17 protein-coding genes are annotated in these 15,355 nt (G+C 69.8%); 10 read left to right on the forward strand and 7 right to left on the reverse strand.

Going from position 1 to position 15,355, the window contains the following annotated elements; genetic code table 11:
• Positions 1–19 precede the first annotated feature (19 nt).
• Together FHS97_RS11295 and argH are read right to left on the reverse strand one after the other, a co-directional pair.
• Positions 20–253, reverse strand: coding sequence for a hypothetical protein (locus FHS97_RS11295; RefSeq protein ID WP_184037429.1), 234 nt, complete (start codon positions 251–253; stop codon positions 20–22).
• On the reverse strand, positions 250–1,608 hold the full coding sequence (gene argH, locus FHS97_RS11300) for an argininosuccinate lyase (protein ID WP_184037946.1): 1,359 nt from the start codon (positions 1,606–1,608) through the stop codon (positions 250–252). The genes FHS97_RS11295 and argH overlap by 4 nt, the downstream gene beginning before the upstream one ends.
• Before the next feature lie 16 nt (positions 1,609–1,624).
• Here argH and FHS97_RS11305 point away from each other — a divergent pair, with 16 nt between their 5' ends.
• The 7 genes from FHS97_RS11305 (at position 1,625) to FHS97_RS11335 (ending at position 8,319) form a co-directional block, all read left to right on the forward strand.
• The gene (locus FHS97_RS11305; RefSeq protein ID WP_184037433.1) at positions 1,625–2,212 is read left to right on the forward strand and encodes a TlpA family protein disulfide reductase; all 588 of its coding nucleotides are present in this window, start codon (positions 1,625–1,627) and stop codon (positions 2,210–2,212) included.
• A gap of 179 nt (positions 2,213–2,391) precedes the next feature.
• Positions 2,392–3,312 carry a DMT family transporter gene (locus tag FHS97_RS11310; RefSeq protein ID WP_184037436.1) on the forward strand — a complete coding sequence of 307 codons (921 nt, stop codon included), beginning with the start codon at positions 2,392–2,394 and terminating at the stop codon, positions 3,310–3,312.
• Positions 3,309–3,977: a COQ9 family protein gene (locus FHS97_RS11315; RefSeq protein WP_184037451.1), complete on the forward strand. Its 669-nt coding sequence runs from the start codon at positions 3,309–3,311 to the stop codon at positions 3,975–3,977. The genes FHS97_RS11310 and FHS97_RS11315 overlap by 4 nt, the downstream gene beginning before the upstream one ends.
• Positions 3,978–4,037: 60 nt before the next feature.
• A complete protein-coding gene (locus FHS97_RS11320) occupies positions 4,038–4,301 on the forward strand; it encodes a FeoA family protein (protein ID WP_184037455.1) in 264 nt (87 codons plus the stop codon).
• Positions 4,302–4,323: 22 nt separating this feature from the next.
• Complete coding sequence (gene feoB, locus FHS97_RS11325) at positions 4,324–6,174, forward strand: ferrous iron transporter B (protein ID WP_184037458.1); 1,851 nt, start codon at positions 4,324–4,326, stop codon at positions 6,172–6,174.
• Between the two features lie 9 nt (positions 6,175–6,183).
• Complete coding sequence (ssb, locus tag FHS97_RS11330; RefSeq protein ID WP_184037461.1) at positions 6,184–6,771, forward strand: single-stranded DNA-binding protein; 588 nt, start codon at positions 6,184–6,186, stop codon at positions 6,769–6,771.
• The gene (locus FHS97_RS11335) at positions 6,772–8,319 is read left to right on the forward strand and encodes a PAS domain-containing protein (RefSeq protein ID WP_343053433.1); all 1,548 of its coding nucleotides are present in this window, start codon (positions 6,772–6,774) and stop codon (positions 8,317–8,319) included. It begins immediately after the preceding gene.
• 6 nt (positions 8,320–8,325) lie between these two features.
• On the opposite strand, the gene FHS97_RS11340 is transcribed toward FHS97_RS11335, so the two are convergent.
• The 3 genes from FHS97_RS11340 to metX are packed head-to-tail and all read right to left on the reverse strand — an operon-like array spanning position 8,326 to position 10,487.
• Entirely contained in the window at positions 8,326–8,724 is a 399-nt protein-coding gene (locus FHS97_RS11340) for a response regulator (protein ID WP_184037464.1), read from the reverse strand.
• 24 nt (positions 8,725–8,748) lie between these two features.
• The gene (metW, locus tag FHS97_RS11345) at positions 8,749–9,360 is read right to left on the reverse strand and encodes a methionine biosynthesis protein MetW (RefSeq protein WP_184037467.1); all 612 of its coding nucleotides are present in this window, start codon (positions 9,358–9,360) and stop codon (positions 8,749–8,751) included.
• Positions 9,357–10,487 carry a homoserine O-acetyltransferase MetX gene (gene metX, locus FHS97_RS11350; protein WP_184037470.1) on the reverse strand — a complete coding sequence of 377 codons (1,131 nt, stop codon included), beginning with the start codon at positions 10,485–10,487 and terminating at the stop codon, positions 9,357–9,359. The genes metW and metX overlap by 4 nt, the downstream gene beginning before the upstream one ends.
• Before the next feature lie 169 nt (positions 10,488–10,656).
• Between metX and FHS97_RS11355 the strand changes: the two genes are divergently transcribed.
• The 3 genes from FHS97_RS11355 to FHS97_RS11365 are packed head-to-tail and all read left to right on the forward strand — an operon-like array spanning position 10,657 to position 13,326.
• The gene (locus tag FHS97_RS11355) at positions 10,657–11,220 is read left to right on the forward strand and encodes a hypothetical protein (protein ID WP_184037475.1); all 564 of its coding nucleotides are present in this window, start codon (positions 10,657–10,659) and stop codon (positions 11,218–11,220) included.
• A gap of 49 nt (positions 11,221–11,269) precedes the next feature.
• Positions 11,270–12,418 carry a histidinol-phosphate transaminase gene (gene hisC / locus FHS97_RS11360; protein ID WP_184037478.1) on the forward strand — a complete coding sequence of 383 codons (1,149 nt, stop codon included), beginning with the start codon at positions 11,270–11,272 and terminating at the stop codon, positions 12,416–12,418.
• Positions 12,418–13,326, forward strand: a complete 909-nt coding sequence (locus FHS97_RS11365; RefSeq protein ID WP_184037481.1) for a prephenate/arogenate dehydrogenase family protein — start codon at positions 12,418–12,420, stop codon at positions 13,324–13,326. Before hisC ends, FHS97_RS11365 begins: the two co-directional genes overlap by 1 nt.
• Positions 13,327–13,440: 114 nt before the next feature.
• Here FHS97_RS11365 and FHS97_RS11370 read toward each other — a convergent pair whose 3' ends face one another.
• On the reverse strand, positions 13,441–13,848 hold the full coding sequence (locus tag FHS97_RS11370; protein ID WP_184037485.1) for a DUF1489 family protein: 408 nt from the start codon (positions 13,846–13,848) through the stop codon (positions 13,441–13,443).
• 40 nt (positions 13,849–13,888) lie between these two features.
• A complete protein-coding gene (locus FHS97_RS11375; protein WP_184037488.1) occupies positions 13,889–15,340 on the reverse strand; it encodes a peptidoglycan DD-metalloendopeptidase family protein in 1,452 nt (483 codons plus the stop codon).
• Positions 15,341–15,355: the final 15 nt, after the last annotated feature.

Here is a 15,355-nt window from a genome sequence, read left to right on the forward strand (position 1 = left end):
GGTCACTCGCAGGAAATCGTCAGCGTGGGGGAAGGTCGAACGGGTCGGGCTCCCGTTTCTGCGAGCTTTTCAAGACTTCCCCGGTCCGCTGCGGCCGCGCCTGCACCGAGGGGGTGAGCAGGTCGGCGACCGCCGGCTGTTGCGCCGCGCCATAGGGCGTGACCGGCATCGCCTGCCCCGGCGCGGGCTTTAGCGCCTGCGTCGAGCCGCATGCGGCGAGCGGGAGCGCGGCGAGCAGCAGCAGCGCCCTCATGCGCGCGCCGCCCGGATCGCGGCGCGGACATTGTCGGGCGCGGTGCCGCCGAAGCTCCTGCGGCTCGCCACCGAGGCGTCGACCGACAGCACGCCGTACACCGCCTCGGTGATCCGCGCGTCGATCGCCTGAAGGTCGGCGAGCGCCACCTTGTCGAGCGTGCAGCCGAGCGCCTCGGCACGCGCCACCGCGCGACCGGTGATGTGATGCGCCTCGCGGAACGGCACATCGGCCTCGCGCACCAGCCAGTCGGCGAGGTCGGTCGCGGTCGCGAAGCCGCTCTCCGCCAGCGCGCGCATCCGGTCGGTGCGGAAGGTCGCGCTCTCGATCATGCCGGTCATCGCCGCGATCGAGATCGCCAGCAGGTCGTGGCACTCGAACACCGGCGGTTTGTCGTCCTGCATGTCCTTGGAATAAGCAAGCGGCAGCCCCTTCATCGTCACCATCAGGCTGACGAGACAGCCGGTGATCCGCCCGCTGTGCCCGCGCACCAGCTCGGCGGCGTCGGGGTTGCGCTTCTGCGGCATGATCGAGCTGCCGGTCGACCATTGATCGCTGAGCGACACGAAGCCGAACGGCTGCGACGCCCAGAGCACGAACTCCTCCGCCAGCCGGCTGAGGTGGAGCGAACATTGCGCGGCGGCCGTCAGGTAATCGAGTGCGAAGTCGCGGTCGCTGACCGAATCGAGACTGTTGCGCGTCGGCCCGTCGAAGCCGAGCGCGGCGGCGGTGGCATGGCGGTCGACCGGGAAGCCGGTGCCCGCCAGCGCCGCGGCACCGAGCGGGCAGAGGTTGCCGCGCGCGCGATTGTCGCGGAAGCGGCTGATGTCGCGCGACACCATCTCGTGATAGGCCATCAAATGGTGGCCGAGCGTCACCGGCTGCGCGGATTGCAGGTGGGTGAAGCCGGGCATCACGCTGCCGGCATGTTCCTCGGCGCGCGCCAGCAGCGCGGCGTCGAGCGCGTCGAGCGCGGCCAGCACCTGATCGGTCGCGTCGCGCACCCACAGGCGGAAGTCGGTCGCGACCTGGTCGTTGCGGCTGCGCGCGGTATGGAGTCGCCCGGCCGCCGCACCGATCGCGGCGGACAACCGCGCCTCGGTCAGCATATGGATGTCTTCCATCGCCAGATCGTCGGGGACGCCGTCGGCGGCATAGCCCGCCGCGACCTGCTCCAGCCCGTCGCGGATCGCCGTCGCATCCGCGGGCGAGACGATCCCCTGTTCGGCGAGCATCGCGACATGCGCGCGGCTGCCCGCGACGTCCTGCCGCCACATCCGCTTGTCGAAGGGGATCGAGGCGTTTATCTCGCGCATCACCGCGGCCGGCCCTTCGGCGAACCGCCCGCCCCACATCTGGTTGGAACCGCTCATGGCATCCCGCGTCGCGATCGTCTGTCTCCTCGGCACCGCGCTGGCTGTGGCCGCGTGCGATAAGCCGTCCCCGGGCAACGGGCAAGCCGGCGAGCAAACCGCGGCCGCCAGCAGCGACGAAGTCCCGGCCACCGCTGCGCCGAAGGTCGACAAGATCGACCGCAGCCACAAGGGCGAGGCCGCACCCGAGGTCTCCTTCACCCCGGCCGCGGGTGGCGCGGCGACGACGCTGGCGGCGTTCAAGGGCAAGCCGGTACTGGTCAACCTGTGGGCGACGTGGTGCGCGCCGTGCGTCAAGGAAATGCCGACGCTCGACGCCGCCGCCGCGACGCTCGGCGACACGCTGCCGGTGCTCGCGATCAGCCAGGACATGGAGCCCGCCAAGGCCAAGGCCTTCCTCGCCCAGCGCAAGTTCACGCATTTGCGCGCGTTCCTCGACCCCAAGCTGGGGCTGAGCACCGGCTATGGCGCGAACCTACCGACGACGATCCTGTACGGCGCCGACGGCAAGGAGATCTGGCGCATGACCGGCGATATGGACTGGACCGGCGCGGAGGCGAAGAAGCTGCTCGCCGAGGCGGCGTAGGCAGGCGTCCTCGCCACAGACAAACGCCGTCATTCCCGCGAAGGCGGGAATCCAGAACCTCTGACGTCCGAGGCCGTTGCGAAAACCTGCGCGTCTGGATTCTCGCCTTCGCGGGAATGACGGACTTGGCCGGTGTGACGAGTGGCCGTGGCTGCGACGAACGAAAGCTTTCGAGGATCATGACCCGCCCCGCCCCCACCAGCACCGCGCCCGCGCTCGTCGCGGTGGTCGTCGCAAATGCGGCGCTCGCGTTCGGACCGCTGTTCGTCCGCCTCGCCGATACCGGCCCGGTCGCGGCGGCGTTCTGGCGGATGGCGCTGGCGGTGCCGGTGCTCGCGATGATCGCCTTCGCTACCCGCGAGCCCGCCGCGGCCGCGCCGTCGCGACGGGTGTGGCTGTTCGTCGCTCTGGCCGGCCTCGCCTTCGCCGCCGATCTCGGGACGTGGCATCTCGGCATCCTCCATACGACGATGGCGAATGCCACGTTGCTCGGCAATTCGGCGACCTTCCTGTTCCCGCTCTGGGGGTTCCTCGTCACGCGTGCCTGGCCGACGCGGATGCAGGGCGTCGCGCTGCTGCTCGCCGCCGCCGGTGCGGCGCTGCTGATGGGGCGGTCGTACCAGCTCGACCCAAAGCATCTCGCGGGCGACCTGCTGTGCATCGTCGCGGGGGTGCTCTACGCGCTCTACTTCATCCTGATGTCCGACGTGCGCCGCGCGCTCGCGCCATGGCCGGCGCTGGTGCTGTCGTCGCTCGCCGCGCTGCTGCCGCTGCTCGGCTATGCGCTGGTGCTTGGCGAGCGGATCGTGCCACAGCACTGGACGCCGCTGATCGCGCTGGCGCTGGTCTGTCAGCTGCTTGGGCAGGGCTGCATGATCTATGCGCTCGGGCGCCTCTCGCCGCTGGTGATCGGGCTGGCGCTGCTGATCCAGCCGGTGGTGGCGGCGACGATCGGCTGGGTGCAGTTCGGCGAAGCGCTCGGCACGCCCGATTTCGTGGGGATCGCGATGATCGCTGCGGCATTGGTGCTGGTGCGCGACACGCGGCGCAATGCTAAGGAACCGCCACCTGCCAATCCGGTGCCAGAGGAAATGCGATGACCGAGGATCTGACGCCGGACGACCTGACGCTGGACGAGGTGCGCGCGCGGCTCGCCCCCGCGATCGCCGCCAATGCCGCGTTCGACGGCTGGGGCGACACCGCGCGCGATCTCGCCGCCGAGCAACAGGGCATCGACCGCGATGTCGCGCGACTCGCGTTCGGCGAAGGCGCGGTGGCGATGATCGACGCGTGGTTCGCGCACGTGGATGCCGAGATGGCCGCGGCGTTGCCGCCCGCGACGCTGGCCACGATGAAGATCCGCCAGCGCATCACCGCGTTGGTCGAGGCGCGGCTGGCGGTACTCGCCCCCGAGCGCGAGGCGCTGCGCCGCGCGCGCGCGATCCTCGCGCTGCCGGTCAACGTCGCCGCCGCCGCGCGGCTCGGCTGGCGCAGCGTCGACGCGATGTGGCGGCTGGCCGGCGATACGGCGACCGATTACAATCACTACACGAAGCGCGCGATGCTGCTGGCGGTCTATGCCGCGACCACCACCGTCTTCCTCGACGACGACAGCGAGGAACAGGCGGATACCCGCGCCTTCCTCGCTCGCCGGATCGACGGGATCATGCGCTTCGAAAAGGCCAAGGCGCAGTTCACCCGCCGGACGCAGCACCGCCCGAGTCTCAGTCGCTTCGTCGGGCGGCTGCGGTATCCGGTCGTGTGAAGCGCCAGATCGGGCCAAAGTCGAATTGATAATCACTCTCATTGTGCTTATAGAAGTCGGGTGACCACGCCCATCAGCCTCGAAACGCTCCCGCGGCATCAGGCCGCCATCGTCGACGATATCGACTGGTCGCGGCTCGCCACGCCCGAGGCGCGACGACTGCGCGAACTTGGGTTCGATTCGGGGGTGCCGGTGCAGGTGCTGCACCGCGCGCGGCTCGGCGCCGGACCGGTCGCGTGCCGGATCGGGCGGATGACGGTCGCGCTGCGCCGCCCGGTCGCCGGTGCGATCCGCGTCTCGATCGAGCCGCTGGCCGCCGAGTGACGCGCCGTCGGCGCTACGCGTGATGGAAATGCCTCCGCTGGTCGCGATGGTCGGCAACCCGAATGCCGGCAAGAGCGCGCTGTTCAACGCGCTGACCGGCGCGCGGCAGAAGGTCGGCAATTACCCCGGCGTCACCGTCGAGCGCCATTCGGGCCGGCTCGCGCTCGACGACGGACGGCCGGTCGAGCTGGTCGACCTACCCGGCGCCTACAGCCTCGAACCCTCCTCGCCGGACGAGCGCGTGACGCGCGACGTGCTGCTCGGCGCGCAGAGCGGCGAGCGGCGCCCGGACGCGCTCGTCGTGGTGCTCGACGCCGCCAATCTCGACAACCATCTGCGCTTCGCGATGCAGCTGATCGCGCTCGGGCTGCCGGTGGTGATCGCGCTCAACATGGTCGATCTCGCCGAGCGCGACGGGCTGGTGCTCGACCCGACAGTGCTGGCGCGCGAGCTGGGCGTGCCGGTCGTGCCGACAGTGGCGGTGCGACGGCGCGGGATCGACACGCTGCGCGCGACGCTGACCGGGCTCGTCGGGACCGCCGCCGCGCCGACCGCGCCCGCTGCGCCGGTCGAGGACATCCGCACGCTGCAACGCCGCGCCCGCGCATTGTCCAAGGCGGCGACGGTCAGCGAGACGCCGACGCGCCGCTGGCACCATGCACTCGACAGCGTCGCGCTGCACCCGGTGTTCGGGCCCATCCTGCTCGTCGCGTTGCTGTTCGTGATGTTCCAGGCGGTGTTCAGCTGGTCCGAGGCTCCGATCGGCTGGATCGAGGATGGGTTCACCGCGCTGGAGGCGGCGCTCAAGGGCATGATGCCCGACGGCTTCCTGCGCTCGCTGCTCACCGATGGCGTGATCGCGGGCGTCGGCGCGGTGCTGGTCTTCCTGCCGCAGATCCTGATCCTGTTCCTCTTCATCCTCGTGCTCGAGGCTTCGGGCTATATGGTCCGCGCCGCCTTCCTGATGGACCGGATGATGGCGGGGGTCGGACTGTCGGGGCGCGCGTTCATCCCGCTGCTGTCCAGCTTCGCGTGCGCGGTGCCGGGGATCATGGCGACCCGCACGATCGAGGACGAGAAGGACCGGCTGACCACGATCCTGATTGCGCCGCTGATGACCTGCTCGGCGCGGCTGCCGGTTTACACGATCATCATCGGCGCGTTCATCCCGGCGCGGCAGGTGGTGCCGTTCGTCGGCCTGCAGGGGCTGGTGCTGCTCGGGCTGTATTTGATGGGGATCGTCGGCGCGTTCGTCGCCGCGCTGCTGCTGCGCCGCACCGTGACCAAGGGCGAAAGCTCGGGCTTCATGATGGAGATGCCCAAATACCAGCTGCCCCGCCTCCACGATGTCGCGATCGGGTTGTGGAGCCGCGCGGCGATCTTCCTGAAGCGTGCGGGGACGACGATCGCGCTGACCACCGTCGTGCTGTGGGCGCTGCTCAGCTTCCCGCAGGCGCCGGCCGGGCAGAGCCAGGTCGAATATTCGGTCGCCGGGCGGATCGCGAGCGGGCTGGAGGTGATCGTTCGTCCGATCGGCTTCAACCACGACATCGCGCTGGCGCTGATTCCGGCGATGGCGGCGCGCGAGGTCGCGGTCGCGGCGATCGGCACCGCCTATGCGATCGACGATACCGAGGATGCGTCGGGCGCGAAGAGCCTCGTCGATCATCTGCGCGGGCGCTGGTCGCTGCCGACCGCGCTCGCCTTCCTGATGTGGTTCGTGTTCGCCCCGCAATGCATCAGCACGATCGCGGTGACGCGCCGCGAGACCAACGGGTGGCGCTGGCCGGTGTTCATGTTGGCTTATCTGTTCGTGACCGCCTATGTCATGGCCGGAATCACATTCTGGCTGGCGACGTTCGCCGGTCTCTAAGAGGGCTTCATGGCAGGCAGCGTCAACAAGGTCATTCTCGTCGGCAATCTCGGGCGCGACCCCGAGTCGCGCTCGTTCCAGAACGGCGGCAAGGTGGTGAACCTGCGCATCGCGACGTCGGAATCGTGGAAGGACCGCAATACCGGCGAGAAGAAGGAAAAGACCGAATGGCATTCGGTCGCGATCTTCAACGAAGGGCTGGCGAACGTCGCCGAGCGCTTTCTGCGCAAGGGCAGCAAGGTCTATATCGAGGGTCAGCTGCAGACGCGGAAGTGGCAGGACCAGCAGGGCAACGACAAATATAGCACCGAGGTCGTGCTGCAGGGCTTCAACTCGGTCCTGACGATGCTCGACGGCCCCGGCGGCAACGCAGGTGGCGGTGGCGGCGGTGGTCGTGACGACTTCGGCGGCGGCGGCGGCGACGATTTCGGCGGCGGCGGCGGTTATGGTGGCGGCGCGCGCGGCGGTGGCAGCAGCGGCGGATCGCGCGGCGGCAGCAGCAGCAGCGGCGGCGCGGGCGGCGGATCGCGCAGCGGCGGCGGTGGCAATTATGGCGGCGGCTTCGCGGACGACCTCGACGACGACGTGCCGTTCTAAGTGACGCCGCCGCTCGCCGACCGGACACAGATCTGCCCCGAGGCGCTCGACGAGGCGAAGCGGTCGCAGGCGCTTGCCGCTTACGACGTCGATTCGCTGCGGGGAGAGGCCGCGCTGAAGCAGATCACCGACTTCGCCGCGCATCTGTGCGGCGTGCCGGTCGGGATCGTCAGCATCCTCGACACCGATCACCAAACGTTCCTGGCGCGCACCGGTGTCCCCGAGGGGCCGGAGCCGCCGCGCGAACATTCGTTCTGCGGCCATGCGATGTGGGGCGACGGGCTGATGGTCGTCCCCGACGCCACCGCCGACCCGCGCTTCGCCACCAATCCGCTGGTGACTGGCGACATGAACCTGCGCTTCTACGCGGGCGCGCCGCTGATCTCCGACGACGGGTTTCCGATGGGCTCGCTGTGCGTGCTCGATACGGTGCCGCACCCGGAGGGGCTCACCGCGCTCCAGCGCGAGGGACTGACGGTGCTCGCCGCCAACGTGCTCGCCCGGCTGCGCGATTCGCGCGACGTTGCGGTACGGCGCGCCTCGGTGCGCCGGGCGCGTACCGCCGCGGCGGACAGCGAGACGCGCTTCCGCGTGCTCGCCGACACGATGCCGCAGATGGTCTGGTCGACGCTGCCCGACGGCTTCCACGATTACTATAACGCACGCTGGTACGCCTTCACCGGCGTTCCCGAGGGGTCGACCGATGGCGAGGCGTGGAACGGGATGTTCCACCCCGACGATCAGGCGCGGGCCTGGGCGGCGTGGCGGCGTTCGCTGGAAACCGGCGAACCGTACGACATCGAATACCGGCTGCGCCATCATGCGGGCGGCTATCGCTGGGTGCTGGGCCGCGCGCTGCCGATCCGCGATGCCCGGGGCGCGATCACGCGCTGGTTCGGCACCTGCACCGATATTCACGAACAGAAAAGTACGCTGGAGCAGCGCGAGATCGTCAGCCAGGAACTGAGCCACCGGATCAAGAACATCTTCTCGGTGGTCGCCGGGCTGGTGCATCTGACCGGGCGCACGCACCCGGAGCTGGCCGGGCTGCTCGGAGAGTTGCGGCAGCGGATCACCGCGCTCGGCCGTGCGCACGACTTCGTTCGCCCGCACAGCGAGCAGTCGCGCCCGACGCTGCGGCAGGACAGCCTCCACGGGCTGCTCGGCGAATTGTTCTCGCCCTATCAGTTGCCCGGCAGCGAGCGGATCCGGATTACCGGCGACGACGTGACGGTCGACGATCGCGCCGCGACCCCGCTGGCGCTGATCTTCCACGAGCTGGCGACCAATGCGAGCAAATATGGCGCGCTATCGGTGCCCGACGGACATATCGCGCTGACGATCGCGACCGAGGCGAGCGATGTCGTGCTGCACTGGTGCGAGCGTGGCGGGCCGCCGCTGTCGGGAAGCCCGGCGCAAGCAGGCTTCGGCTCGCAGTTGATCGAGATGAGCGCCGCGCGGCAGCTGGGCGGCTCCGTGGTGCGGGACTGGCCGGCCGCCGGTCTGGAAGTGACGGCGCGTGTCCCGCAGGTCGCCTTCAGCCGTTAGCGGACGTCAAGCGATCGTCGTCCACTGGACGAAGTCGAGACACTCGCCGCCGGCCGTCTCGCGCTGCGCCGCGGTCCGCGCCGCCGCGAGGATCGCCTCTTCGTTGAACGGCTTGCGGACATAGCCCAATGCGGCGTCGCGGTTGGTGATCTGCCCGGGGTTCGCGGTCACGAACACCACCTTGACCCCATAGTCGCGCGCGATCCGCTCCGCGATCTCGGGACCGGTCGGGCCGTCGCGCAGATTGACGTCGACGAACGCGAACCCGCATCCCGGCGCCGCTTTCAGCGCCGAAGGCGCGTCGGCCGCAATCGCTGCGACATGATAGCCTGCATCCTCCAGAATGCGTTCGAGGTCGAGCGCGACGAAAATCTCGTCCTCGACGATCAGCGCGGTAGCGGTCATGTCGGAGTTCTCGTCACGACGGGCTTAACCGCGATCAACTTTGCTTTGTTCCCGGCGCAGCAGGAAGATCGCGTGCTCGGCGAGGAAATTGGCCGCCGCGCCGCCGGTCTGCTTGTCGCCGGACAGGAACCACGCCCCCTCCACGATCACCCCGCGCTCGGCGAGATGCGCGCGGAAATCGTCGATCGTCAGATGGTGGATGTTGGGCGTATCGTACCAGCGTTCGGGCAGCAGCCGCGTCACCGGCATCCGCCCGCCCCACAACAGCGACAGCCGCACGCGCCAATGCGCGAAGTTGGGGAAGCTGACAAAGGCATATCGCCCGATCCGCAGCAATTCGTCGAGCACCCGGTCGGGCGCACGCGCGGTCTGGAGCGTCTGGCTGAGGATCGCATAGTCGAAACTCTGGTCGGGATAGCCGGCGAGATCGGTATCGGCATCGCCCTGGATCACCGACAGCCCACGCCCAACCGCCACTGCGACATTGCCGGGATCGAGCTCCAAGCCGCGCACGTCCGCGCCGCGATCGTCGCGCAGCGCCGCCATCAACTCGCCGTCGCCGCAGCCGATATCGAGCGCGCGCGCGCCGGCGGGCAGATGCGCGGCGATGATCGCCAGATCGGGTCGCAAACTCATCGGCCTGCGCTCAGAAAGCCATGGATCACGCGGTCGAGTTCTGGCGAGTCGAGCAGGAAAGCGTCATGCCCGAACGGGCTCGACAGCTCGACGTAGCTCGCCGGCGCGCCCGCCGCCATCAGCGCATGGACGATGCTGCGCGACTCGGCGGTCGGGTACAGCCAGTCGGTGTCGAAGCTGACGAGGCAGAAACGCGTCGCGGTGCCGCGAAAGGCATTGGCGAGCAGCCCGCCATGCTCCTCGGCGAGGTCGAAATAATCGAGCGCGCGGGTGATGTAGAGATAGCTGTTGGCGTCGAACCGGTCGGTGAACGCCAGCCCCTGATGACGAAGATAGCTTTCCACCTGGAAATCGGCGTCGAATCCGAACGACTTCTGCGCGCGCGCCTGCAAGCGCCGGCCGAATTTCTCGGTCAGCCCCGCTTCGGACAGATAGGTGATGTGCGCCGCCATCCGCGCCACCGCCAGCCCGGCGGCGGGCGGATCGCCGTCATAATAATCGCCGCCGCGCCAGTTCGGATCGGCCATCACCGCCTGCCGCCCGACCTCGTGAAAGGCGATGTTCTGCGCCGAATGCCGCGCGGTCGAGGCGATCACGACGCATTTCTCGACGCGGTCGGGGAAGGTCGCTGCCCAGCTCAGCGCCTGCATCCCGCCCATCGATCCGCCAACCACCGCCATCAGCCGCGCGACGCCGAGATGATCGAGCAGCAGCGCCTGCGCGCGCACCATGTCGCGGATCGTGATGACCGGGAAGGTCATCGCATAGGGGCGGCCGGTCGTCGGATCGGTGCTCGCCGGTCCGGTCGAGCCCATGCACGAGCCCAGCACGTTGGTGCAGATCACGAAATAACGGTCGGTATCGATCGGCTTGCCGGGCCCGACCATCCGCTGCCACCAGCCCGGCTTGCCGGTGCGCGGGTGCGCGCTGGCCAGATGCTGGTCGCCGGTCAGCGCGTGGCAGACCAGCATCGCATTGCCGCCGTCCGCCGCCAGCGTGCCATAGGTTTCATAGGCGATCTCGACCGGCGCGAGCAGCGCGCCGCCGTCGAGCCTGAGCGGCCCGGGCAGCACGACGCGCCGCGACAGGCCGAACCGCTGATCGAGCGAGGAGGGCGTGGTGAGCATCGAGCCGCCGCCTTTACGCGCCGCGCGGGGCCGGTGTCGAGATGGCGGGTCGGCAAGCATCGGCCTGCCCGTTGCCGACCTGATTCAGATTGATCGGTTACGATGGCCGCGTTGACCGATCGGTAACTTCGGCTGCCTAGCCCCGCGACCGCGGGGCATGGAGGCGCTTATGGAATTACTCAGTTCACTTGCGGGGTTTATCGACAACGAAGGGCTGGCCGAGGCGTTCGCGATCAAGCCCGACGACCCCGCGAAGATTCGCCGCCCGCTGCTCGACGGGATCGCGCGCAGCCGCGAGCAATTCGCCGAGCGCGCGGCCGGCGCCGTGAAGGGCGGCAGCCGCTGGTGGCAGCTGCAGAACGGCATCGTCGCCTTCACCGTCAAGCTGGCCGGCAGCACCTTCGCGCTCAGCGGGTCGCCGACCAACCATATTCCCGAGGCGCTGTTCGAGGCGTTTCTCGACAAGCTCGAACAGATCGTTGACGCCGGCGCGCTCGACGATGCGCTCAAGGCCGCGCAGGCAGAACGCGCGCGCGCGCAGGCGGCGGGGACCGGCGCGAACCGGCGTCGCGTGCGCAGCAGCGGCGAACGCCACCCCAGCAACGACCGCGAGGATTGGGACAGCCTCACCTGGGCGCAGCGCCAGAAGGTCAACGCGCTCTTCCGCGACGGCTGCAACCCCGACGGCACCACGATCGCCGAGGTCGGCTACAAGCCCGACGCGCAGCTTTAAGGGTTCCGCCCCTTCCCCCCGCGGCGCGCGCGCGCTACCCGCATCGGCCATGACGAACGCGCCCGCTCCCAAGCCCTGGATCATGGACATCGCCCCGTACATTCCGGGGCGCTCGACCACCGACGACGGTCGCAAGGTCGCCAAATTGTCGTCGAACGAGAATCCGCTCGGCACCTCGCCCGCCGCACGCGCCGCCTTCGCCTCGGCCGCCGACACGCTGGAGCGCTATCCCGACGCCAGCGGCGCGATCGTGCGCGAGGCGATCGCGGCGCGCTTCGGGCTCGACGCGGCGCGGATCATCTACGGCAACGGCTCGGACGAGATCCTGCACCTCGCCGCGGGGGCCTTCGCCGGGCCGGGCGACGAAGTGATCTTCGTCCGCTACGGCTTCGCGGTCTACGAGATCGCGACGCGGCGAGTCGGCGCGACGCCGGTGATCGCGCCCGACCGCGATTACGCCACCGACGTCGACGCGATCATCGCCTGCGTTACCGAGCGGACGCGCGTCGTCTATGTCGCCAACCCCAACAACCCGACCGGCACCTTCGCGCCGGCCGCCGAGATCGCGCGGCTCCATGCCCATCTGCCCGGCAACGTGTTGCTGGTGCTCGATCAGGCCTATGCCGAATATCTCGCCGACCGCGATGACGACGGCGGGCTGGAACTGGCGAAGACCGCACGCAACGTGCTGGTGACACGGACCTTCTCGAAGATCCACGGCCTCGCCGCCGAGCGGATCGGCTGGGGCTATGCGCACGCCGACATCGTCCAGGCGCTGCACCGCATCCGCCTGCCGTTCAACATCACGATCGGCGGGCAGCGCGCCGCGGTCGCCGCAATCGAGGATCGCGCGTTCGTCGAGCACACCCGCGCGCACAATGCCGAATGGCGGGCGTGGTTCGCCGAGGAAATCGCCAAGCTCGGCAATGCCGGGCTGCGCGCGATCCCGAGCGAGGCGAACTTCGTGCTGGTGGTGTTCGAGGGCGAGCTGACCGCCGAGACCGCGTACAAGGGGCTGATGGATGCGGGCTTTATCGTCCGCTGGCTGCCGGGGCAGGGGCTAGCGCAGGGGCTGCGCATCACGATCGGCACCGAAGCGGAGACCCGCGGCGTCGCCGCGGCGCTGCGAGAGCTGGTCGAGCGTGGTGCGGCCCCGGCGCACGCCGCCCCCGCCGATAAAGGCGTCGAGCGCGGCTGATGCTGCCGTTCGCGCGTGTCTCGATCATCGGCCTCGGGCTGATCGGTTCCTCGATCGCGCGCGCGGTGCGGCAATATATGCCGACCGTGCGGCTGACCGGGCATGACGCCGACGCGGGCGTGCGCGAGATTGCGCGGCGGATCGACCTGCTCGACGATGTCGCCGATCATGCCGGCGCGGCGGTGACCGACGCCGATCTGGTGATCCTGTGCGTGCCGGTCGGCGCGATGGGCGCGGTCGCCGCCGAGATCGCTGCCGATCTGCCCGCCGATGCGATCGTCAGCGATGTCGGAAGCTGCAAGGCGTCGGTCGCGCAGGCGCTGTCGGCGGTGCTGCCCGCGGCGCGAGTCGTCCCCGCGCATCCGGTCGCGGGCACCGAGCAGAGCGGGCCGGAGGCGGGCTTCGCGACGCTGTTCCGCCGTCGCTGGTGCATCGTCACGCCCTTGCCCGACAGCGACGAGGCGGCGACGATCCGCGTCGAGGATTTCTGGCGGCGGCTCGGCGCGGATGTCGAGCGCATGGCGCCCGACCACCACGACCTCGTCCTCGCGGTCACCAGCCATCTGCCGCATCTGATCGCCTATACGATCGTCGGGACCGCCGACGACCTGCAACAGGTCACCCAATCGGAGGTCATCAAGTTTTCGGCCGGCGGGTTCCGCGACTTCACGCGCATCGCCGCGTCGGACCCGGTGATGTGGCGCGACGTGTTCCTGTCGAACAAGGACGCGGTGCTGGAGATGCTGCAACGCTTCAGCGAGGATCTCAGCCAGTTGCAGCGCGCGATCCGCTGGGGAGACGGCGACGCGCTCCACGACCGGTTCGCGCGCACCCGCGCGATCCGGCGGTCGATCGTCGATCAGGGGCAGGACGACGCCGCGGCCGACTTCGGGCGCAGGCACGACTGATAACCGTCATTCGTCATCCCCGCGCAGGCGGGAATCCAGACGCGCAGGTCCGTCGAAAGAGCCGAAACGTCCGAGGTTCTGGATTCCCGCCTGCGCGGGAATGACGGACTTGGCCTAGATCAATCCCAGCTCATTCAGCTTGCCCACCAGCAGCGGCGGCATCGCGGCGAGCCCGTCGGCCACGTCGCCGCCCAGATCGACCGGTGCGTCGCCCGCCTCCAGATAGCGCCAGCCCTGATGCGCGCGGCGCGGCTGCGCGAGCACCAGCCGCAGATCGGGATCGATATGGATCGCGACCCGCCCGCCCTCGGCATCGCCGAACGACAGGATCGGCGAGCGCGCGACCAGCTGGTGCTTGATGATCCAGAACAGCGACCCCTGCCCCGCGACCTCCTCGTGCCGCTTGGGCAGATAGCGCGTGGTCAGGAACACCGGCCCGGCGGCGGCGCGCGCCTGCAACCGCTCGGCAAGCAGGTCGACGCTCGCCGCGCCGAACGCGACCTTGGTGAGATGAAGCGGCATGGAAACAGCGATGTGGGTCGGCCACGCGCCGCCCGCAAGATCAGCGCACCGGCGTATCCAGCAGCCGCGCCATCTTCGCCTTCATCGCGCGGATCGTCGCGGCGGGCAGCGCCTGCAGGCTGCTCATCGAGATGCTGCGCGGGTTCACCGGCCGGCCGTTCTGCCACACCTCCCAATGGAGATGCGGCCCCGTCGAGATGCCGGTCGACCCGACATAGCCGATCACCTGTCCGCGCGTCACCCGCATCCCGGCGCGCACCGCGAAGCGACTCATATGGCCGTAGCCGCTGGACAGCCCGCCGGCATGGGCGAGCTTGACGAAATTGCCGTAGCCGCCCGCGCGCCCGGCGGACTGCACCACGCCGTCCATCGCGGCATAGATCGGGCTGCCATAAGGCGCGCCGATATCGGTGCCCTTGTGCATCCGCATGAAGCCGAGCAGCGGGTGCATCCGCATCCCGAACGTCGAAGTGACGCGCCCGGCGACCGGCATCCCCATCGTCCCGCGCCGCTCGACCTGCCCGCCCGGGTCCATCAGCGTGCCGCCGTCGCCCTCGCGGTCGCCCCAGCGCACCAACGCCACCTTTTGCCGCCCCTGATCGAGCCCGGCATATTGCAGCTGTCCGACCTCGACCTCACCGGTCGCGGCACGCTGCTGGTCGGCGACGATGTCGAACGTGTCGCTCGGGTCGATCCGCTCGATCGGCATGTGTGCGCCGAGCGCCTTGAGGTAAGTCTCGACCACCCGCGCCGGCACCCCCGCCGCGCGCGCCGAGCGATACAGGCTCGCGCCGACGATCCCGCGGACATGCAGTGGGGTGCGGTCGATCGCGATCGGCCGGCGCACCACCGTCAGCCCCTCGCCGGCGCGGAGCACCGTCATGTTGAGATCGAACGCCGCGCGGAAATCGAGCTTCTCGAGCGGGCGCGGCTGGAATTTGGTCGGCCGCCGCCCAAGCGTCAGCGACAGCAACGTCCCCGGCCGCAGCGACGCAGCCCCGACCAGCGACGCGACCCGCGCCGCCTCGCCGCCGCCGACTCCGGCGCGCTGCAACGTGCCCGCCAGCGTGTCGCCGTCGCCGAGCGCGGCGGTCAGTTCGATCTGCGGACGCTCCGGCGTTTCGCTCAGCGGACGGACCAGCGCCCCCGCCGCCATCCGCCGCCCGGTCGTCGCCCCCAGCGCGAGCGGCGCGAACGACTGCGTCCGCGCTTCCTCGAACGCCGCCTCCCCCATCACCGGCGCGCTCGCCCCGATCAGCGGCCGGAAGCCCGGCGACAGCAACCACGCGCCCGCGCACAAAGCGGTGCAGGTCGCCAGCCCGCGCCACCACGTCCGGCTGCCGATATCGCGGCCGAGATCGGGCACCCAGTCGGTTTCGCGGGCCGCGGCGCGCGCACGGTGCAGCCACGCGCGATCGTCGGGGGGCAGGACGACCCGGCCGGACGCACCCGCGCCCGCCCATTCCAGTCCCTGTTGCTCGCGCAAGAACACGCCGGCTTCTGCCCC

It is taken from the genome of Sphingomonas endophytica, assembly GCF_014199415.1.
In the GTDB taxonomy this organism is placed as follows: Bacteria; Pseudomonadota; Alphaproteobacteria; order Sphingomonadales; family Sphingomonadaceae; genus Sphingomonas; species Sphingomonas endophytica.

Bases quoted from the DNA above. Each gene is read 5' to 3' on its own strand.
- FHS97_RS11295 (WP_184037429.1), bottom strand. From the start codon at position 253: ATGAGGGCGCTGCTGCTGCTCGCCGCGCTCCCGCTCGCCGCATGCGGC.
- argH (WP_184037946.1), bottom strand. From the start codon at position 1,608: ATGTGGGGCGGGCGGTTCGCCGAAGGGCCGGCCGCGGTGATGCGCGAG.
- FHS97_RS11305 (WP_184037433.1), top strand. From the start codon at position 1,625: ATGGCATCCCGCGTCGCGATCGTCTGTCTCCTCGGCACCGCGCTGGCT.
- FHS97_RS11310 (WP_184037436.1), top strand. From the start codon at position 2,392: ATGACCCGCCCCGCCCCCACCAGCACCGCGCCCGCGCTCGTCGCGGTG.
- FHS97_RS11315 (WP_184037451.1), top strand. From the start codon at position 3,309: ATGACCGAGGATCTGACGCCGGACGACCTGACGCTGGACGAGGTGCGC.
- feoB (WP_184037458.1), top strand. From the start codon at position 4,324: ATGGAAATGCCTCCGCTGGTCGCGATGGTCGGCAACCCGAATGCCGGC.
- ssb (WP_184037461.1), top strand. From the start codon at position 6,184: ATGGCAGGCAGCGTCAACAAGGTCATTCTCGTCGGCAATCTCGGGCGC.
- FHS97_RS11340 (WP_184037464.1), bottom strand. From the start codon at position 8,724: ATGACCGCTACCGCGCTGATCGTCGAGGACGAGATTTTCGTCGCGCTC.
- metW (WP_184037467.1), bottom strand. From the start codon at position 9,360: ATGAGTTTGCGACCCGATCTGGCGATCATCGCCGCGCATCTGCCCGCC.
- metX (WP_184037470.1), bottom strand. From the start codon at position 10,487: ATGCTCACCACGCCCTCCTCGCTCGATCAGCGGTTCGGCCTGTCGCGG.
- FHS97_RS11355 (WP_184037475.1), top strand. From the start codon at position 10,657: ATGGAATTACTCAGTTCACTTGCGGGGTTTATCGACAACGAAGGGCTG.
- hisC (WP_184037478.1), top strand. From the start codon at position 11,270: ATGACGAACGCGCCCGCTCCCAAGCCCTGGATCATGGACATCGCCCCG.
- FHS97_RS11365 (WP_184037481.1), top strand. From the start codon at position 12,418: ATGCTGCCGTTCGCGCGTGTCTCGATCATCGGCCTCGGGCTGATCGGT.
- FHS97_RS11370 (WP_184037485.1), bottom strand. From the start codon at position 13,848: ATGCCGCTTCATCTCACCAAGGTCGCGTTCGGCGCGGCGAGCGTCGAC.